The sequence below is a fragment of the Lysinibacillus sp. S1 genome (assembly GCF_044986265.1).
GTDB classification, from domain to species: Bacteria; Bacillota; Bacilli; order Bacillales_A; family Planococcaceae; genus Lysinibacillus; species Lysinibacillus capsici.
Genome location: NZ_CP173154.1, coordinates 1915683 through 1934836, shown reverse-complemented (window position 1 = coordinate 1934836; position 19154 = coordinate 1915683). Strand labels below are relative to the sequence as shown.

Genomic DNA, 19154 nt, shown 5'->3' with positions numbered 1-19154 from the left:
AAGAAAAAAATGAAAAGATATTGAGTTGTTTAAATATTGATGTAGAAAAAAAATCTCTATTTTTGAATGTAGAGGATTTTGAAAATAAAAAGAAAGAAAAAGAGAAAATAGAAAATGATTTAGGATACATAAATTTAAAGGATATCGAAAGTAAATATTGTATTGATAAAAAGTTCATAAAAAGGCATAGTGTTAAATATTTCAAGAATACCAAAAAAATACTCGGTGATTGGTTTATTTCAATTGTAGATATTCAAGAATATTTTGAGCATTCATCAATTGAAGGATTTATAAGTATGGCAAAGGTATCCAATGAATATAAAATCAAAAGAGAAAGGATACATCAAATTGTAAAAGAATTTAATATACCAATGAAAAAAGGGCACAGAGGTAAAATTTATTTAGATGAAAACTCAATTCGATCAAAATTAGGTGAAGAAGTAATTAAGAACTTAAATCTAAAAAAGGAGAAAGAAAAAGAAAAGGCAAAAATTCAAAAAGAGAGGGAAGAACGAATAAAATTAAAAAAGGAGAAGGAAGAACAAGCAAAAGTAAAAAAACAACTACCAAGTGGATATGTAAGAATGGGGGATTTAAGCAGTTTATTAGAGATAAGTAATTATGCGATTAAAGCTTTAGTGAGAAAAGGAATAATACACGAAACAAAGATAAGAGGGATGAATTGCTATAATATCGGAGAATTGAAAAACTATTATGAATATATTGAAGAACAAAAAAGACAAAAAGAAGAGAGGGAATCTAGAGAGAAAGTAAATTTAATAATACCGAAGAATTTTATAACAAAACAAGAATTAAAAAAAATAATAGGAAAAAGTAATAGTACTATATCGAGGTTAGTGAAAAAAGGGGTCTTAAGACGAGAAAAAATAGGTAAACATAATTATTATGATAAAAATTTTTTATCAGATTACTATGATTATAAAATATCCATAGAAAAAAAGGCAAATATCAAGAAAGTTTCAATACAAAAATCTAATCCTTTAGGGGGGATTTTGACTAATGAAATAGCAAAGACATTAAGTCGTAGAATTAAAGAAACTATATTTATAGATGAAATCAAAAGATTAGTTACTATAGGTTTTTATCATATTGATGAAATTGTAGAGAAATTAATGGTTGATAAAAAAGAAGTCGTTAGGGCTTGTAAACAAGGGATTATAGATTGTAATTATATTAAAAAAGAAATTTTTCTACATAATAGTCAAATTAAGTTATTACAGAATCATTTTGATTTACTTAAAGAAATAGAAGAAAATAGATATATTTCTCTCGGTTTAGCAGCTCAGATGTTAAAAAAGCAGAATAAAACAATAAGTAAAATGTGTTCAGAGGGTATCTTAAGTTATGCTGAAGTATATGGGAAACTGTATTTAAAAAAGGATACAATTTTGAATTATCTTCAAGAAAAAGAAGATGAAAAACTCCAGAAACAACAAGCACAAAAACAGAGATACGAAGAAAAAAGAAAAAAAATAGAGGTACAAAAGCAGAAAGACGAAGAAAAAAGAAAAAAAATAGAAGGTTTTATAAAAATAAGTGAAGCAGCAAAAATCTTAGATGTGTGCATTGAAACAGTATCAAAATATATAAAAAAAGGTATAGTTGAAAAATCTAATAAAGTGGGTAGAAATATATATATATGTATGGAGGAAATAAATACATTAAAAAAAGAACGAGAGTTGAATCGAGTAAAATCACGCACTAAAGAAGAATTGATTGCTGAATATGCTTCTTTCATTAATGGGGTTTCAGTAAGAACTGTACACAAAAAGACTTTTGATTTATATAAAAAATTTGGATTGGCAAAATTGAATGCTACAGAAGGTCGGATTAGTAATATAAGAAGGACTTTGAGCTATGTAATAAGGCTATATGAAGATATCTTAACTAAATTAAAAGGAGAAATTTTTTCTGTTAGTGAAGAAAGCATTGAACTAGTTTTAAAGAATCAAAAATATTCCAATCCGCTAAGAGAATTGTTTTTGAAGTTCATTAAATATGCATTTTCAAATAGTAATATGGAGTTACCAAGAGAATATATGCTTTCTAGAAAAGTGAAATTAACGAATAAAGATATTAATGATGAAAGGTACAGCCCTGAAACGTATCAAGTGTATTATTTACATACGAAGAATACTCAACATATTTCGGCAGCTATCACATCCAGGGAATACAGTAATATGTGGGTTTTTGTAACGATGCTTTTAACTAATGCGTGGAGACCAAGCGATATAATTTATGAAATGCCAAGAATCGATTTAGAGGTAGTGGGAATAGCTGACTTCGTATGGTTCCAATCTAATGTACTCACTCTCGAAAATTGTAACCTCATAATTCAACAATTGTATTTAAAATTAAATAATGCAGAAGCTAGTAAAACTTCGACAGTATTAAATTTTTTGGTGGTTCCTACGATGATTGAGGCTCTTGCAAACGCCTGTGTTATTTCAGAATTACATGCAAGGAAAGCTGAAAATTCAGGAAAATATGAGGAAAAATTATTAGGTAGCTTTATTAATCAAAATACATTAGAAACCAATACTTCTGGTAATAGGAAACATAAGAAGTTTTTTGGTAAGAATATTCAATTAAAGGACTTTAAAAGTAGAAAGCTGCAAAATAGTACAATAACCTATTTATTTTTAGGGATTAGTGAAAATCAAGAATCTGCAGAGTTATCTTTAGAAATGCCTGCATGGATGAGAAGCCACAAAAGTATCGAGACTACTGCCACGTATATTAAGCTAACAAATAAAGATGGTACTTTAGATAGAGTAGCTATTAATTTATATGATCGAGGACATTTTGGATGGTTGTATAATTATATGGTTCAATTTGCATATAAAAATTTGAATTATACTCAAACTATTGAGCAAAGAACAGATACTATTATTGATTTAAAAAAAGAATTTATGCCCTTAGAATTAGAAGATTGGTCAAAAGAACTATTGAATCAAACGGAAAAGCAGAGAAATGTAATTTATAAATTAAATCAACTTGATGAAGACTATTTGAAGCAATTGATACTAAAGGTTTTTAAGGGTGAAATGCCAGCAAGGGATACTACAGGACAGTGTTTAAATTTCCCAAGCTGTGAATATCCAAATCGAAAACTTTGTGTGGGTTGTGAGTTCCATATTCCCCAATTATATCAGTTTTTATTTGAAATAAAGATAGAATTTTTTAGATTAATTGATGCTATAGAAAAGAATACATCTTCACTACTAATTAAAAGGGATACTAAATTATTGATGAATTTATTAGTTGTTTTAAACGAGGCAGTTAATACATTTGGAATAGAAATAATTAATTCGTTTATAAGTATTGAAGAAAGAAAAGAAAATTTGCATAAAATAATCGGAAAGTTAATTTATTGAGGGAGGTGTAATTAATTATGGAAGTACAAAAAGATATTAATTTTAGAGGTGTAAGTAAAGTATATGTTAAAGAAAAGGTGATTTTTAATAAATCAGAACTAGGAGAATATATAAAGATATTTGATGAACTTAAAGAGAAGGGCTATATTATAGCTGAATCTTATGAGTCTAATAGATGGATTTTACCCTGTAAAGCATCAAATGAGTATCATAATTTGAACTTTGAAGTGGATATTTTTCCTGATTTTAAAGAGGCTTTAAAATGTTTTTGCCTAATAATATTAAGGAAAGGGAAATCTAGAGCTCATGTAGTGCTTAGTGCTATTAAATTGAATGCAACAATTATAGTTTCTAAGGGTTTTAAAGATGCTGAATCATTCGAAATGCTCCTTCAAAAAGATAGTCAAAAATATATTTTAGCAAGAACGGTAATAGCTTTTTTAAAATATATAAATATACCAAATTCGGAAAAAATCGAATTAATTTGTGATGAAGTTTGTGAATGTGAAAGAGGAAACAAAGAGTTGCCACCTATAAAGGAAGTATTATTATTTGATGAAGTATTAAATGATTATTTTGTATTGAATGAAAATACTTTCGATTTAATATATTGGCCGATTAGATTATGGTGGGAAATCACTACGATTTTACCTATGAGACCATCAGAATTTTTGAGATTAAAGACTAATTGCGTGGAAAGGGATTCAAACGGTATCTATTGGTTAACTGTTATTAGATCCAAAAAAGTGAAGGAATCTGTTTATGATGTTGATCCCGTACAAAAAATTCAAGTTAATGAACATATTTATAAGTTAATCCAAAAGTTTGTGAATGAATTATTGCAAGCTGAAATATTTACAGAGTATCTATTTTCACAAGAATATTATGATTTACGATCGAATTATGGAAAAACAAGAAAAACCGTAGTAAACAGGTTACATTTGGATCAATTTAGATCGATTTTAAAAAAATTTCAAAAAGAAGTAGTCGAGGAAAAATATAAAATAGATATGACAAAAACAATAGTGCCATCCCATACTCGGCATTTCGCAATTATTAATTTGTTTTTACAAGGATTCAATCTTGTATCAATAGCAGAACTTGCAGGGCATAATGACTTGAATTCTCCTGCAAATTATTATAATCATGCAAAAAATTATGTAGAGTCTTACACTTATTTATTAAATAAGGTTAATCTAACCAATAATATAAATAAAAATTTTAGTGATGGCTTTATTGGCGGTAGGCGTGAAAAAATTGATAGAGGTAAGATTTATTCTACCAGTGAGGCTGAGAGTTTATTTCTGAAAGTAGATTATGGATATTGTAAGGATACAATTGATTTTCCGAAAAACTGTGGGGAAGATTGTAGAATATGTCCATTTTTTATCTTTAAGCCAACAATAAATGATACTACAGAAGCTTTATATTGGTTAGAGGAGTATTCTGGAAAATGTTCGGCGGATATTGGCAAAGTTGTTGAATCAATGATCAATTCTAGTAAAGCTTTACATGCTCATTATAAGCCCGATTTAAATGAAGTTTTAAAATTAAAATCAAGATATTTGCAGCAGCTTATGGATCACAAATTGAAAGTCGAACAAATATTGATGGAGGAACAATTGTATGACTGATGTTATTAAAGGGAAAAGGGGTCCTAAAGAGAAGCTAACGGATATTCAAATGAGAGAGCTGGCTTTGAAAGTAAAAAGGAAATATAAAAATAAGGCTTTATCTTATTTACTGTTAGAAAAGGAAACAGCGATTAGCAGAAATACTTGGAAACGAAGATTGGAGAGTTTTATACAAGAATTAAATACTCCAATTGTTCGTGAAATCAATAATGTAGATGGCGATGAAATTTATTTTCCGAATATTGAAAGTATTTTCGAATTGTATGGAGATAACACTGATAAAATTATTAACGAACTTCAGGATTTCGAAATATTATTTCAACTTTTATTTAAAGAAAGAAATGAATTGAAGACTAAATTTAAAACGATCCAGAAGGTCGCAGAAAGAGCTAAAGAACAAGAAGAGTTTATTGCTAAGCTGAAGTTAGAAAAAGAGCACTACAGGCAATTATATGAGCAAATTACAGTAGCCAGTGTAGATTCAACTTTAAGAAATCAAATGGGGCTGAAAAATAACTTAATCGATTTTAATGAATCAGTTAATCAAAATTTAGGTTTAAATAATTTACATGATTATTTCCCTGCACCACAGCAAACGAAGGAAGAAAAAAAATCGATAAATATGGAGAAACTTAAAGATAAATTTGAAAATTTATTTTGATTTAATTCAGAAGGAGATTTTGAAAGAGCGAACGGTTAGAGTTATATGACAGATTCACAACCCATACAGCCTTGATGAAATTTCTGTAAGGGTTGTGAAATTTTAATTTTGTTTTTGTAAGGTATTATGATTAACCTTCTCGATTTCTAAATATTTATGGAAAGCGTTATTAATCATATATCGCTCATTATTAGTACGTTCAGTATATTTGAGAGCAAGTTTATTTATGATTGCCTTATTTCTACGTTCACTATAGAATTCAAATTCATTTTCTCTTATTTCTTTTCCTAAAAAAGTTAATTCACATAGTATTTCAATTATATTATTACAAGTGTCAGAGTTCGTTTCACCCAAACATTTTTCGATTTCTAATCTTGATAATATTGATTTTTCTCCAGCGAAGTCATATAGTAAGCTTTCAAAATTCTCTATTCTTCCTCCGTTTTCAGGAAGTAAAGATTGTAAAGCATATTGGGAATAAAGGTACTCAGCTTCTAAAAAATCAGCTTCTTCTACTATGGTATGTCCTCTATTAATAGATTCTTGTATTGCTGCTTTAAATAAAAAAACAATATCACGAGGTCTAGGTAAAATTAATTTTTCAACGTATTCCTTAAGGCTAACGCCATTTATTGTTTTGCAAAAGTATTGATTCCATAGTTCTTCTGGACTTGCGATAGATTGACTGCTATACTCGATTCTATTTTCTATGACTCTGAATAATTGAGATGTGTCATTCCAAGACATATGTTTAAATGGAATTTTATCTTGTTCAGGTGCAAAAGAAAGGATTCTGCTAAATATATCGCTACGCAAGAAAACGATAAGAGCCAAATTAACACTATTGTGTTTATAATTCTGTTTTTTAAAGTCATCTGAAATTTTATGAGTAACATTCAAGAGTCCAAATAATAATAAACTTAATTGCTCTAAATCTTCATTATCACTCCAGGTCTTGTCTAGGTTATCAATAAGAACTATTACCTTTTCTTTTTTATTAAGAATTTTACCTAGATGGAATCGTAAGTTACTAATTACAGTTTCATGTAAGATTTCACTAATTTTTATTCTTTTATCTTCTAACGAATACCCTTCCTTTTTTTCAATGATATTTTCTAAGATATTTTCTAATCTCAATGTAAAATCAGCATTAATGAATTTATAATTTTTTCGTAAAATTCAACAAACTCTTTTTCGTCTTCGCTGAAATCGTAATGCTGAGGTTGGTTTATTAAAGAATCATAATATTGTTTTGAAATTTCTGTGTAAATTAAGTATTTCCATATACTCTCGATTAAATGCCCTTTTTCAGAATTTGATAAAACCTGTTTCATAATGTGCAATATTCCTTCAAATTCATGACCAAATGGTTGAATTACAACAACAAAATTTCTTTTATCATGATTAAAAGTATCAGTTAATTTAATTAAATTTGCAGTTTTTCCTGTTCCTTTTCTTCCCACAAATAATATTTGTCTAGAGGTTAGAGCTTCTTTATATTCAGATGTTTCAATAAAATAATCAATTAAATCTATTTGTTCATTTTCAGCAATATGATCGCCTAAAATTAAATTTGATAAAGCACTTAAAGCTTTTTTATCTTTTACATACCCAGTATATTTTTCGTTATTAATTTTAAATTCTTCTTGAAGTGGAGCAATCCATTCTCTTACAATTTCTTCGCAATGAGCAATATTTTTAGGCGTTTGGATTAATGCTTTATAATCCATTGGAGCATCTTCAGCATCATCATAAGAAAGTAAAAGAGACTTAACATTAAATCCGTAAGCTAGTCCTGCAATGAAAGCTTTTTTTGCATCTATACTATTGAACTCATCATTATTTCTCGCATTAAAATGAATAACTATTCCATAGGAATTAGGGAGAAATTCTAAAAACCAGTTTAATAATTGATTACCTTCATAAGGATCTTCAACTTTTAATGGAATACCGCTTTTATCTAATATACTTGTAACTTTCTCGGTTGGAGCTTCATTTCTATCACATTTTAAATAAACTAGATTTTTATCAATAGATGTTTGATAAGAATGTATATTGTTTTCAGATTCATGAGGAAGTTCAGAAAAAAAGTTATCTCTTAAATGATAACCGTCTTTATAAATGGTGTACCCTATACTACTAATAGGGAGCTTACCGTATAAACTTTTACCATTTCCGATATTTTGATTTAATACGATCCAAATTTTCTTTTTCTTAGCTATTGCGTAACCTAGTTCAAATAGCACGTTATAATTTAATAAGGATAAATCACAAATAAATACATCGTTTGCATCAATTGTTGCAAAGATTTTTTCAGGGATGAAATTACCGTTAATACCTAATGACTCCCATGAAGTAATTTCTAAAATTTGGGATTTGTTGATTTCATTGATGGCATAATTAATTTGAGACATTAATTCTTTATCTTGACTACTATATGCGAAAAAAGCTCCCAAATAAGACACCTCCTATTTTAATACAAATTATATACTTAATTTGTATTAAAATCACTTCAATTTATCTATGTGTTTATTAGTAATTTATTAATATGAAGTTAACTGCACTGTAAATAGAGGTTTCTTTATGAGTACTAAAATATATTATTTTTGAAAGTAGTATAAATAGTTAATGTGTCATCGTTTATACTTGCCAAGTACATTATTCATCTTAAATAGTTTTTATTGTTGAAGATCCTTTCCGATGTTAGCTCTCATATTAGAGCAGAAACAATAAGAATCTATACAACCGCTAATAGGTATATTATGTTTGTATTATGGTTATTTATGGTTATATATTCCTATTATCTAACTAATGACGTACAATATATGTACAGTATAATTTGTTACAATTATTTTAAAAGGAGGAAATTATGTATTTAAAGTATGAAACCTATGCTGATTTTGTTGAAGGAAATCAAGCCTATAAATATCATGAGTGCGAAACTTGTAATGGTATTAGAGAATTAAGTATTGAAGATTTAGACATTACGATTGAGAATAGAAAAATGCACTTCAAGGATTTTTTAGTACTAACTTGTCTAAAATGCGGAGAAAATTGCGTACCTCAACATTCTAAACAAATGGTCGATGGCTGTTATAAAATCATGATTAGGGATGGTCATTTGGAAGGTATTCAAAAATATACTGGGTACAAGAAAAAATTTATGTATTGTTCACAACAAAACTTCAATTATGATCATAGAGATTATTATAATATTCCAGGATTATGCTTTGATGAAGAAAATTCAGAAGAGGGATTTCTTACGCCTGTATATTTCACCAAAAATGTATTAATTTACTTTATGCATCACCCAGAATATAAAATGAATTTATTTTCTGAATCATATGGAGTAATAAGTTATAAAGATGAATGGAATGTTCCGTTTGGTATAAATAGGAATGGTAAAGTGATTTTTTGGTTAGGTGATCTGAACTTAATGGATATAACAAGTTTAGAAATAATGAAACCTCATAATGTTGATTCAGATCATAAACTTATCGATTCTGAATTTTATGCAGCACAGCTGTGTTGTATTTGGAGTGAACCTAATAAAGAGTTAAAAGCATGTTATAAAAAGCAAGAATTATTTGATTTAATATTGAAAAAATATGGTATTAATTTATTTCATTTAGAAGATGAAATAGAACAACAGATGAGAGACTTTGATAAACCTGTAATTTTCACAAAAAAATCAATTGAAGCAGCAATTAATATGTTACATAAAGTACTAATTGAGGGCGTAAATATAAAGTCTTTTAGAGAATTATATGTACAATTGTATGAACATCCAGAAAAAGGGTATAAAGAGTGGAAATCTATAAAATTTTATCATAAGTTGCTAGAAAAAATAATATCCGATCAAGACAAAGTGAAAGAAATTATTGCACCACTATATTTGATAAATGATTTGAGGCAATATTACGACCATTTATTACCGAAGGATAAAAAAGAATATATTGAAGCTAATGTAAAAACATCATTAGGTATAGATTCTTTTGAAAATATTGATTTAGTTTATGATGGATTGATAAATAAATTGAACATATTATTTCAATACTTAGTTATCGAATATTCGAGAGATTGATATTTTACTGATTTATGTTGCTAATCTTCTGATTAAATAAAGAAAAGGTCATCTGAAAATTCAGACGACCTTTTCTTATATATTGAAAATGCTTTCGCTATGCTACATTTAAGGTATCGTAGAAAATTAATGATTCCAGTATAACCAGCAAACGATTATCTCTTAACGGAACTCTTGGTGATCGTTTAGATAAGGCAAAACGCTTTTTAGTCATAAATTTTGTAGCTAAATGATCAATTCTTAAAGGTGAATTTAAAACCGTAAAGCCATCTAGCTTCCATACATCATAATCTCGATCATCAGCATAAAGTTTTTGTGCAATACGTATTTCTAGTTGTCCAGTAGCAAAAACGTAAGTTTGCTCGCCAATTTGTTTGGTTAATAAGACATTCATTCCTGGTTTCCCTGTTTTTTGACTAAATCCTACTGCTTGATTAGCTAGACTAACCTGAACATTTTCGTCATTTGTTTCATGTGAACATAAAATCATACTTATCTCCCCTTAATATGATTGATTTTTTACATAATCGATACTAACTTTAATAAATCAGTTACATTTTCAACTTCGAAAAAGCTAATGTCCTTCTCATTAAAAATATCTTGTACAAACTTCACTAATTTCGTAGGAGAAATAAGATGCAATAAAGTATCATATTCATCCAATTCGTCATCAAAATCCGTGATAAGAGCTACCACCATATCGAAATCATTATCAATTGAAGTTAAAAAGAATGACATAGCAATATCAGTTTCATAATCTCCATCTTGATATACTGCGTTTAACGTCACTACATCACCTTTAATGAATACGAAGTTAGGAAGTAATTCATCCAGTTCGTCTAAATTAATATACGTCCCTACTAATTCCTTTGTTTGTAATAAAATAGTTTCATGTAAATATTCATTTGATACAAGAGCTACATTTACATTTTGAGGACAGCCTTCATTTACTTCAATGTCTTTCGATTCATTTGATACAAGAGTTACATTTACATTCTCGTTTGTAGTAATCATATTAAACGCCTCCGATTCTTCATGTTTTTTTATTAGCGTTTTTAATTCAGTTATAGCCAAATTAAAATTAGTGTATGAAATTTTTAAATCAACATTTAAAATTTCTTTTGCTTTTTGCAACAATTGTTCATTATCTGCGTATCGTTCAAGGAAACTTACCCAAATTACCAAGTGCTCCAAATGAACCTTTGAATACCTAATAATATTAGTATTAATTTTAAGCACACGACTAATTGCTTGCTCCAATGCACTCGCTCTATCTGGAAGATCTTTGTAATTATTAGAGGTTTTTACAATCTGTGATGAAAAATTTCTGTAATTTGTTGGTTCTACTTCATTATTTGTTCCTAATTCATCATCCGCTGAAATGATAATCAATTTTGCTAATGTTAGATTTGATATGGATTTAAATTTGCTAGTTGATTTAACAAAAACACTTGTTTTCATACCTTGAAAATTAGTTAAAGCCCTTTGTCTTAAATTCATTAAATTTGCCCTCCTTGGTAAGTTGAGAGATTATTTTTGACTCCCTTTAACGTAATTATATATGTAAAATTATGTTATTTAACCTTTAGTTTTTTTGAATCTATTATTAAAAAAAGTAAAGGGACACTAAAAAAACAAGATATCATTTGATACCTTGATTTACTAGAAATACAACGATAACCCTAAAACAATTGTCACTCCCATTTTTGCACTTTAAATCTCCTCAACTATTAAACTAAGTAGGGGGGCGTTATGAACATCACAAACTGGTTTAATTCTCTTTAATAGTATAAAATATGAAAATATAGGGTTATATTTGTAGAATTTTGCTTAGCATATGCTTTGTGCGAAATTTTGGCGATACTGATGACATCAAAGATGACGCCTTGGTGAGGGTAGTCGAAGCTCCTGATGTTGTATTTGCTTATGAAGCAGTGGCGTTAGCCGTTAAAAAAACTTTTTATATAGAGAAATTTTTGTGGTAGGGGGCAGTTTTTGTGACGCAAGAGGTTGAAAAAAATCCAGTAGTTTTTATTAGTTATACGCATGATTCTGATGAGCATTTAGATAGAGTTCTAGAATTTTCCAATAAACTTCGTGCTGAAGGTATAGACGCTGTTTTAGACCAATATGAGGAATCACCTCCTGAAGGCTGGCCTCGTTGGATGGATAGACAAATTCGTAGAGCTGATTATGTCATTATGATTTGTACGCCTTTGTATTTTAAAAGAGTTATGGGAGAAGAAAAACAAGGTGTTGGATTGGGGGGAATTTGGGAATCAGGATTGATTTACCAGCATTTATACAATGAGGGTGGAATTAATAATAAGTTTATTCCGGTTTTATTTGAAGATGTTTCTTCATATATGGATATTCCTACTCCATTACAAGGTTCTACTCACTATATTGCTAATAATGAAAGAAGTTTTGATAGATTATATTGGCGATTACGTGGCGTATCTAATGCGGCAGTTAAACCAGATTTAGGAAAACTACGTCCTGTAGAAGAAAAAGAACGAAAAACTATGTTCGTTACTTCTTTGATTGATATTGAGGTTTGGAATCAAGCTAGTTGGAAAGGCTGTGCTTATTTATATTCTCCGAATGGAGAATTACCACCAGCCATTGGTTTGTTATTTGAAAACAAAAAGGCTGCTGAAGTTATTTTGAAGCAGTGGAAGAGTGCATTATTCAAGAATCATTCTTCCAATGATTTTTATGAGGAATTAAGGATTTCTATAATCAATACTGACTTTGAGGGAGAAAAAGCAGGTTATTTTATAACAGTCGGAACTAACCCTGATGGATTATTAAAGCGTTATAAAGATTTAGGTGTAGAGGTTGATTATGATACATCACTGTTTATGATGGTTAGTCGAATTCAATATATGAACCGTATTCAAGGCTCTGTACATCAGCAGATATTTTTTGACCACTATAGTAAGCATGGTAAATATTTTGTTGAACTTGGTTATTTGGAAAATGGACAAATAAATCTTTTAAAAGATTTTAGGTTGGAGAAAACAGTTATTGAACAAAGACATATTTCTGAAATAAAAGAAGATGATTTAGATGTTTCAGTATTGGGTAGATATCAAGAAATGTTAAACGATTAAAATTTTTATATCGTTAACTTTGTTCCATAAATGGTTTAAGATAGTTAGTTTTTTAAAAGAAAGGCAAAGTTATTTACCTTTGAAAAATAGGCTAGTTTGGAAATGGTTTTCATCTGCATTCACTACCATTTATTTGTATACAAAAGTATTTAAAGGTTATAGAGTATGCAAAATAAAACTGTATAACGTTCTCAAATAAAAGTTTGAAAATGCATGAAAAAAGCACGAATGTCGTCACATGAGCGTTTCGTGCTTTTTCTTATGAACAATATTTATGCAGTATTTTATACAGCGTGTTTAAAACGTTGAGACGATTGAATTTATGAAACGTATTCCTCATTTTGTATAGAATTTTGTATATTCTTAGTGTTATAAATCATCATTTTTCTGAAGAGATTCCCTTTTTGATAAAAGTCACTTTTCATTCCCCTTAAATCGACCAAAAATCTCATTAGATACATTCAATAACATACGAATATCATCTACATCTTTATCTTCAAGTGTATTTATTAAAAGGTTTAGAATCTCATTTCTATTGCTCGGTGAATCATCGTGTGCTCTTGTTTCAGGTATGAGCACACTTGCTGCATCAACCTGTAGAGCGTCTAATATTTTCGTTAATGTTTGTAACGTAATATTTCTTTCGCCACGTTCAACGTCTGATAAGTAGGGGGCTTGAAAATCACACATCTCTGCTAATTCATCGATTGTTAGTTTTTGAGCCTTTCTTATTGCCCTAATGTTCATACCCACTCTTTTTGTTAAATTCATTTGAATCACCTCAATTAAAGCCTAATTGAGCTAGGGGAAACATAAAATACCACTTAAATATAAAAAAAATAACTTATAAGTTATTTTTGGTTGCTTTATATTATCTTTTAGTATTAAGATGTGAATACCTAATTTAAATGTGCGAATAGCATGAGGTGACCATGTAAGGAGAGAAATTAAAAGATGGTTAATACAGATAATTTTAATAAGAAGTTTTCAGAGCTTTGTTCTGTAATGAGCAATGATGTATATAAGTATTACTTTTACGGATCAGATGAAGAAATGGATATTGTAATTGATTTTTTAAATCATGGGGAAATTGAATATGACATTAAGAGTGGGGAAGTTTCAATTCGCCTAGTGAAGCATTACCAAAAATATGATAGTGATCGATATGATTGGGATGAAAAATTAGACAACTTAAGAAAAGGTGCAATAATAGAAGTTCTAACATACAGTGAATCTTCGAAAATGACCTCGATAATAAAAGATCGGCTAGTAGTAATTGAATGTAACGGTGAAGAAATAGATACCAAAGTCACTTTATACATCAAGTTCGAAAAATTCTTCAGTGATCTATTAATGTTCTTTTGTAAAACAGGGATGTTGAAGTTAGGTTAAATGAGGCTATTAAAAATATAAATTACTTTGAAAGTTCACTTGCATTAACTTAATGCATATGGGCTTTTTTTAATAAATTTAGATGCTAGAATCAAAGATGTACATATTAAATAATTAATATGTACATCGATTTTTTATGTACATAGTGAATTATTTGATGATATATTTGGAAATAAAGGGTTTTGATAAAAATTTTAATTTTGTACACTTTTAATTATGTTGATATGATGGCGATACGATTCAGGCGACAATTAATGATGAGAAACGAAAAATTCGTCTATTAATGGTGGATACTCCTGAAATGAATTACAATAAAGGTGGCGCTCAGCCATATGCGGAAGAAGCAAAAGAGTATACGATCAATTTATTGGAAAAGGCTAAGAAAATTGAAGCGGTCTATGATGTTGGACCAGAAACAGACAATTATGATCGCCTTCTAGCCTACGTGTTTGTAGATAATGTCTTATTGCAGGAATCTTTATTAAACGAAGGGCTTGCAGTTGTACGTTATATTCATAAACCAAACAATACATTTGAAGATGCATTTAGAGCTATTCAACAAAAAGCTCAGGATGCAAAATTAAATATTTGGTCACATGAGGATTACTTCCAAAAAGATGGTTTTCACCCTGAAGTAGTTCAATAATCTATAAATCCATTACTATACGCTTTTAAGTTTAATTTTAGCTAGGAAGCTGCTTCCAGTATCTTACTGGTAGCAGCTTCCTATTTTAAATTCCCTTTGCAGAAGCTTTTGGCATGAGACGGTGTTTCCCTTTTCTAGGGTCGTCTCTCTGTATATAATGCACTCATGATATTGGTCGTAAAAATCTACTGTAGAGGTTCAGCACACGGTAGCGGAAAGCGATCGCACAAAGGAAAGCAAGATGCCAGCAACGTTTTGTTTTCCTAACAGTGGAAGACGGCTACTGATAAATGAAAAAATCATTTTTATTAATGTTGACAATCAATATGATAATGATTATCATTATCATATAAAGAATATTCCTTGTTCTACAATACAGTGTAGAGAGGATGAACTTTAGCTACTTTTCTCCAGAAGTTTGCTAGTTCATGATTACGCTCCTGAAACCCCCCTCATTTTTGGGAACGTTAAAAATTGTAGACGGCTCATTCTATTATAGAATGAGCCGTCTACAGTCTGAATCTATTTACTAATGAGTAGTAAATGGGTTCTCTTTTTATGCTTGTACATCTTTCGTCCATTCGGCTACTTTATCTTGATTATTGGCAATCCATTTTTTCGCAGCATCTGTGGCACTCATGCCTTCCATTATATCAAACATTACACTTTCTATATCTTCAGCACTCCAGTTGAAACGGTCAAGGACGCTATAGGCTTCAGGGGCATCCTCTTTTAAACCATTCCGCGCAAAAGTGCCAATATATTCTTCGTCTCCATATAAACCTTTGGGGTCATCTAAGTACTTTAAATCATAGGCATTAAAGATCCAGTGTGGTGACCAGCCTGTGATGATGATTTCTTCATTATTAGAGATAGCTTGACTGAGGGCTGCGGTCATTGCACCAGCAGACGAGGTCAATACATTCCAACCTTCCAGATTCTTATATTCCTTGTAGGCATTTTCTGTGGTAGCCATCATATTAGCTCCTGGTTCAATGCCTGTAATGGTTTGATTAGCTTGGTTTGTTAAATCTTCAATAGAATCGACATCCATATAACTTGGTACAACCAAACCAATCTTAGCACCAGATAGGTTTTCTCCTAAGTTCTCTATCTTATTGTTGTATTTTTCTACTTGTGGAGCATGTGTTTGTGGCAACCAAGCAGATACCATACCATCGACCTCTCCGTTTGCAAGTGCTTCCCACATGATCCCATTGTCTAAAGGTGTCAGTGTTACCTTATATCCTAAATCTTCTAGTACTTGTCCTACTACATGTGTAGATGCAACTTCAGTATCCCACTCAACATATGCTAAATTGATTTCACCTTTATCAGTATTCTTTGTGTCCTCATTTTCTGAACCACATGCAGTTAACACAATAATGCATATAAATGCTATTCCTATTTTCAATAACTTGATGAGTTTCATATGACATCTCCTTTCTATTATTTCTTACATAAAAATAAAAATATTAACAAGTAACAACTTAATTTTATAAACAAGTTGTTACTTTTGTCAAATTGATGGTTTAGTCACACCGTGCTAAAAAGATGAAACATAATCAACTAACTTCGTTGTGCCCATTTATTTTTTTATTGTTGACATACGATAGGTGAAAATGGAGACGGAGATTTGAGGATGCTTAGTATGCATTGGATTACAATTATTCTAATAGGAATTGCTGCGAATTTAGATAACTTGGGGATTGGTCTAGCCTATGGAGTTAAACAAGTTAAAATTCCAATTTTATCAAATGCTGTGATTGCTGTTATGTCGATGATTGTCACATATGTCGCAGTAACAGCTGGTAGCACAGTTGTTGAGTATATTTCACCGCATACTGCCAATTTACTAGGGAGTTTACTACTGTGTGTGATTGGTATATGGACTTTGATGTCCAATAATTTTTCTAATCAGCGGATAGCAGGAAATCCCGAATTATTTGATGAAGATAAAAATCTAGTAATCTCAACAAGAGAAGCAATGGCACTTGGCTTTGTCTTGTCAGCAAACTGTTTAGCAGGGGGGATTGCAATAGGCGCAAATGGCATCTCAGCCCTTTGGACAGTCATTTCCATCGGCGTATTTTCCTTTATCACAGTTGGAGTAGGAAGTAGATGTGGCTCTTTACTAGCAAAAACGTTTATTGGCAAGCATTCTACAGCAATCTCAGGATGGCTACTTATCATGATTGGTATTTTTGAGGTTTTTGCAAAATAATATATTGCTGCGGCTAAATATCACCAAATATTGGTGATATTCTTTTTATTACATAGAGAGGGATGTACCGATGACTCGACTTTTTTTATGTTCTAAAAATTTATTTTTAATTACTTGACGTAACTAAATTATTAATATATAGTAGGTTACAGAAAGTAATTAAAAACTTTTCATAAGCTAAGATGTAAACAAATAAGTAACTACAAATGTTTATCCTATCCAATTTTGGGTAACATAAAAGATGTAGTTGCTTCATATTTTAAAATATATCTCGAAATCGAGATAAAATCAACCAATTGGAGGAATTTATAATGGCAAAATGGAACATTGATTTAGGACACTCAGCAATTAACTTTCAAGTAAAACACATGATGGTATCAAAAGTTAAGGGTGTATTTGACAGTTACTCAGCTGATATTGAGGCAGCAGATCTTGCAGATTTAACAACTGCTAACATTAGTTTTACAATCGATCCAGCAAGTATTAATACACGTAGCGAAGATCGCGATAATCATTTAAAAGCAGCAGATTTCTTTGATGCCGAAAAATATCCAACGATTACGTTTAAATCTACAAATATTGCTAAAAAAGCAGGCGATGAATATGCAGTAACTGGTGATTTAACAATCAAAGACGTTACAAAATCAGTAACATTTGATACAGAATTTAATGGAAAAGGCACAAATCCATGGGGTCAAGAAGTATACGGCTTTGAAGCTGAAACAACAATTAATCGTGAAGACTTTGGTCTAACTTGGAATGCGGCATTAGAAACTGGTGGGGTCCTTGTTGGGAAAGATATTAAAGTAACGGTTGAATTAGAAATTAATCCAGCTTAAAAATAGATAGCTAGGGCATGTTTGAAGTAATCTTCAAACATGCTTTTTATATAGCTCAAAATAGATACTTGTGAATGAAGAAATCTAGTAAAAAGAATTTGAGAAAAATTTCCAGTAAATAAGTTTCTTGCATATTTTTAGTAATTACTGCATATAAATCATCATATTGTTTTTGGGGGCGATAGGATGAATGTATTAGTGACAGGTGGCTATGGTTTTATTGGCAGTGCAGTAGGTAGACGCTTTTTTGAAGAAGGCGCAACGGTTTATATTAATGATAATTTAAGTACGGGGCATTTACGGAATGTTGACTTCGAGCATAAATCCTATCTTTTAAATGTTGAGGATGAGGTTTGCGAGCATCTCTTTAAGGAAATAAACTTTGATGTGGTCGTCCATTGTGCAGCGCAAACGAGCGTGCAGCAATCTATCCAGGAGCCAGTAAAGGATATTTTGACAAATATAGTTGGGCTTAGCCAAATGCTTTTTTTATCATCCAAGTATAAGGTACAGCACTTTGTCTTTGCCTCCTCAGCAGCTGTTTACGGGGATAGTCACTATCCTCCATTAGAGGAATCAGATGTCTGTGAACCAATATCTATGTACGGATTAAACAAGAGCATTGGCGAAACCTACTGTGAGAAATGGCAAAAAGATTATCGTTTGCCCGTTCTTATCTATAGATTTGCCAATGTTTTCGGGCCAAGACAGCAAATGCAAGGTGAAGCAGCTGTGATTCCAAGTATGTTAAAAAGCAGTATGGCAGGTAAACCATTTACAATTTATGGTGATGGTGAACAAACACGTGATTTTATTTATGTAGACGATATTGCTGATGCTATTTACGCAGGTGTATCTGCACGTTTACAAGGCACGTATAATGTATCCACTAATGAGGCTTGGTCAATCCACCAGGTCATCTTACTGCTCCAACACTTAAACCATCCACTTGAAATTCAATATGCCCCAGCACGAGAAGGAGATATTGAGCATTCATTTTTAAATAATGATAAATTAGCCAATGCAATTGGTTGGAAGCCTAAAATTTCTTTTGCAGAAGGCATTGAACGTACATTGCATGCGCTACAAAATGAATCATTGGCAGAAATTCAACAAAAAAGTGGATAAAGTAAAAAGACATATTWCATTGAGTAATATGT

The 19154-nt window shown here is 30.4% G+C and carries 14 protein-coding genes and 1 pseudogene; 10 read left to right on the top strand and 5 right to left on the bottom strand.

Going from position 1 to position 19154, the window contains the following annotated elements; genetic code table 11:
• The first annotated feature begins 20 nt into the window (after window positions 1–20).
• Genes ACHZEU_RS09905 through ACHZEU_RS09895 form a run of 3 tightly spaced genes read left to right on the top strand, consistent with a single transcriptional unit; the run spans window position 21 to window position 5693 of the window.
• Window positions 21–3398, top strand: a complete 3378-nt coding sequence (locus tag ACHZEU_RS09905; protein ID WP_345803576.1) for a hypothetical protein — start codon at window positions 21–23, stop codon at window positions 3396–3398.
• Window positions 3399–3415: 17 nt separating this feature from the next.
• Window positions 3416–5032 (top strand): tyrosine-type recombinase/integrase, encoded by a 1617-nt coding sequence (locus tag ACHZEU_RS09900; protein ID WP_279494011.1) that lies wholly within the window; start codon window positions 3416–3418, stop codon window positions 5030–5032.
• Window positions 5025–5693: a hypothetical protein gene (locus ACHZEU_RS09895; protein WP_279494012.1), complete on the top strand. Its 669-nt coding sequence runs from the start codon at window positions 5025–5027 to the stop codon at window positions 5691–5693. Before ACHZEU_RS09900 ends, ACHZEU_RS09895 begins: the two co-directional genes overlap by 8 nt.
• 102 nt (window positions 5694–5795) lie before the next feature.
• Here ACHZEU_RS09895 and ACHZEU_RS09890 read toward each other — a convergent pair.
• Window positions 5796–7423: pseudogene (locus ACHZEU_RS09890) on the bottom strand (P-loop ATPase, Sll1717 family).
• 1139 nt (window positions 7424–8562) lie between these two features.
• On the opposite strand from ACHZEU_RS09890, the gene ACHZEU_RS09885 reads away from it, so the two are divergent.
• The gene (locus ACHZEU_RS09885) at window positions 8563–9777 is read left to right on the top strand and encodes a hypothetical protein (protein WP_279494015.1); all 1215 of its coding nucleotides are present in this window, start codon (window positions 8563–8565) and stop codon (window positions 9775–9777) included.
• Between the two features lie 97 nt (window positions 9778–9874).
• Here the strand turns inward: ACHZEU_RS09885 and ACHZEU_RS09880 are convergent, their stop codons facing one another.
• Together ACHZEU_RS09880 and ACHZEU_RS09875 are read right to left on the bottom strand one after the other, a co-directional pair.
• Window positions 9875–10267 carry a hypothetical protein gene (locus tag ACHZEU_RS09880; protein WP_279494016.1) on the bottom strand — a complete coding sequence of 131 codons (393 nt, stop codon included), beginning with the start codon at window positions 10265–10267 and terminating at the stop codon, window positions 9875–9877.
• Window positions 10268–10296: 29 nt separating this feature from the next.
• The gene (locus ACHZEU_RS09875) at window positions 10297–11277 is read right to left on the bottom strand and encodes a hypothetical protein (RefSeq protein WP_279494017.1); all 981 of its coding nucleotides are present in this window, start codon (window positions 11275–11277) and stop codon (window positions 10297–10299) included.
• A gap of 497 nt (window positions 11278–11774) precedes the next feature.
• Here ACHZEU_RS09875 and ACHZEU_RS09870 point away from each other — a divergent pair, with 497 nt between their 5' ends.
• Window positions 11775–12893 (top strand): toll/interleukin-1 receptor domain-containing protein, encoded by a 1119-nt coding sequence (locus ACHZEU_RS09870; protein WP_279494018.1) that lies wholly within the window; start codon window positions 11775–11777, stop codon window positions 12891–12893.
• Window positions 12894–13307: 414 nt separating this feature from the next.
• On the opposite strand, the gene ACHZEU_RS09865 is transcribed toward ACHZEU_RS09870, so the two are convergent.
• Entirely contained in the window at window positions 13308–13664 is a 357-nt protein-coding gene (locus ACHZEU_RS09865) for a helix-turn-helix transcriptional regulator (RefSeq protein ID WP_279494019.1), read from the bottom strand.
• 183 nt (window positions 13665–13847) lie between these two features.
• Here ACHZEU_RS09865 and ACHZEU_RS09860 point away from each other — a divergent pair, with 183 nt between their 5' ends.
• Complete coding sequence (locus ACHZEU_RS09860) at window positions 13848–14285, top strand: hypothetical protein (RefSeq protein WP_279494020.1); 438 nt, start codon at window positions 13848–13850, stop codon at window positions 14283–14285.
• Between the two features lie 301 nt (window positions 14286–14586).
• Window positions 14587–14931, top strand: coding sequence for a thermonuclease family protein (locus ACHZEU_RS09855; RefSeq protein ID WP_404804444.1), 345 nt, complete (start codon window positions 14587–14589; stop codon window positions 14929–14931).
• Window positions 14932–15487: 556 nt separating this feature from the next.
• Here ACHZEU_RS09855 and ACHZEU_RS09850 read toward each other — a convergent pair.
• Complete coding sequence (locus ACHZEU_RS09850) at window positions 15488–16363, bottom strand: glycine betaine ABC transporter substrate-binding protein (RefSeq protein ID WP_404804443.1); 876 nt, start codon at window positions 16361–16363, stop codon at window positions 15488–15490.
• A gap of 219 nt (window positions 16364–16582) precedes the next feature.
• On the opposite strand from ACHZEU_RS09850, the gene ACHZEU_RS09845 reads away from it, so the two are divergent.
• From ACHZEU_RS09845 to ACHZEU_RS09835, 3 genes are all read left to right on the top strand, one after another.
• Window positions 16583–17155 carry a manganese efflux pump gene (locus tag ACHZEU_RS09845; RefSeq protein ID WP_048392011.1) on the top strand — a complete coding sequence of 191 codons (573 nt, stop codon included), beginning with the start codon at window positions 16583–16585 and terminating at the stop codon, window positions 17153–17155.
• Between the two features lie 311 nt (window positions 17156–17466).
• Window positions 17467–17994 carry a YceI family protein gene (locus ACHZEU_RS09840; protein WP_004224534.1) on the top strand — a complete coding sequence of 176 codons (528 nt, stop codon included), beginning with the start codon at window positions 17467–17469 and terminating at the stop codon, window positions 17992–17994.
• Between the two features lie 186 nt (window positions 17995–18180).
• On the top strand, window positions 18181–19122 hold the full coding sequence (locus ACHZEU_RS09835) for an NAD-dependent epimerase/dehydratase family protein (RefSeq protein ID WP_404804442.1): 942 nt from the start codon (window positions 18181–18183) through the stop codon (window positions 19120–19122).
• Window positions 19123–19154 lie beyond the last annotated feature (32 nt).

What these genes read in the sequence shown, in the direction of transcription:
- ACHZEU_RS09875 (WP_279494017.1), bottom strand. Translation starts at nt 11,277, where the DNA reads ATGAATTTAAGACAAAGGGCTTTAACTAATTTTCAAGGTATGAAAACA.
- ACHZEU_RS09835 (WP_404804442.1), top strand. Translation starts at nt 18,181, where the DNA reads ATGAATGTATTAGTGACAGGTGGCTATGGTTTTATTGGCAGTGCAGTA.
- ACHZEU_RS09860 (WP_279494020.1), top strand. Translation starts at nt 13,848, where the DNA reads ATGGTTAATACAGATAATTTTAATAAGAAGTTTTCAGAGCTTTGTTCT.
- ACHZEU_RS09885 (WP_279494015.1), top strand. Translation starts at nt 8,563, where the DNA reads ATGTATTTAAAGTATGAAACCTATGCTGATTTTGTTGAAGGAAATCAA.
- ACHZEU_RS09900 (WP_279494011.1), top strand. Translation starts at nt 3,416, where the DNA reads ATGGAAGTACAAAAAGATATTAATTTTAGAGGTGTAAGTAAAGTATAT.
- ACHZEU_RS09850 (WP_404804443.1), bottom strand. Translation starts at nt 16,363, where the DNA reads ATGAAACTCATCAAGTTATTGAAAATAGGAATAGCATTTATATGCATT.
- ACHZEU_RS09845 (WP_048392011.1), top strand. Translation starts at nt 16,583, where the DNA reads ATGCATTGGATTACAATTATTCTAATAGGAATTGCTGCGAATTTAGAT.
- ACHZEU_RS09880 (WP_279494016.1), bottom strand. Translation starts at nt 10,267, where the DNA reads ATGATTTTATGTTCACATGAAACAAATGACGAAAATGTTCAGGTTAGT.
- ACHZEU_RS09855 (WP_404804444.1), top strand. Translation starts at nt 14,587, where the DNA reads ATGAATTACAATAAAGGTGGCGCTCAGCCATATGCGGAAGAAGCAAAA.
- ACHZEU_RS09840 (WP_004224534.1), top strand. Translation starts at nt 17,467, where the DNA reads ATGGCAAAATGGAACATTGATTTAGGACACTCAGCAATTAACTTTCAA.
- ACHZEU_RS09895 (WP_279494012.1), top strand. Translation starts at nt 5,025, where the DNA reads ATGACTGATGTTATTAAAGGGAAAAGGGGTCCTAAAGAGAAGCTAACG.
- ACHZEU_RS09865 (WP_279494019.1), bottom strand. Translation starts at nt 13,664, where the DNA reads ATGAATTTAACAAAAAGAGTGGGTATGAACATTAGGGCAATAAGAAAG.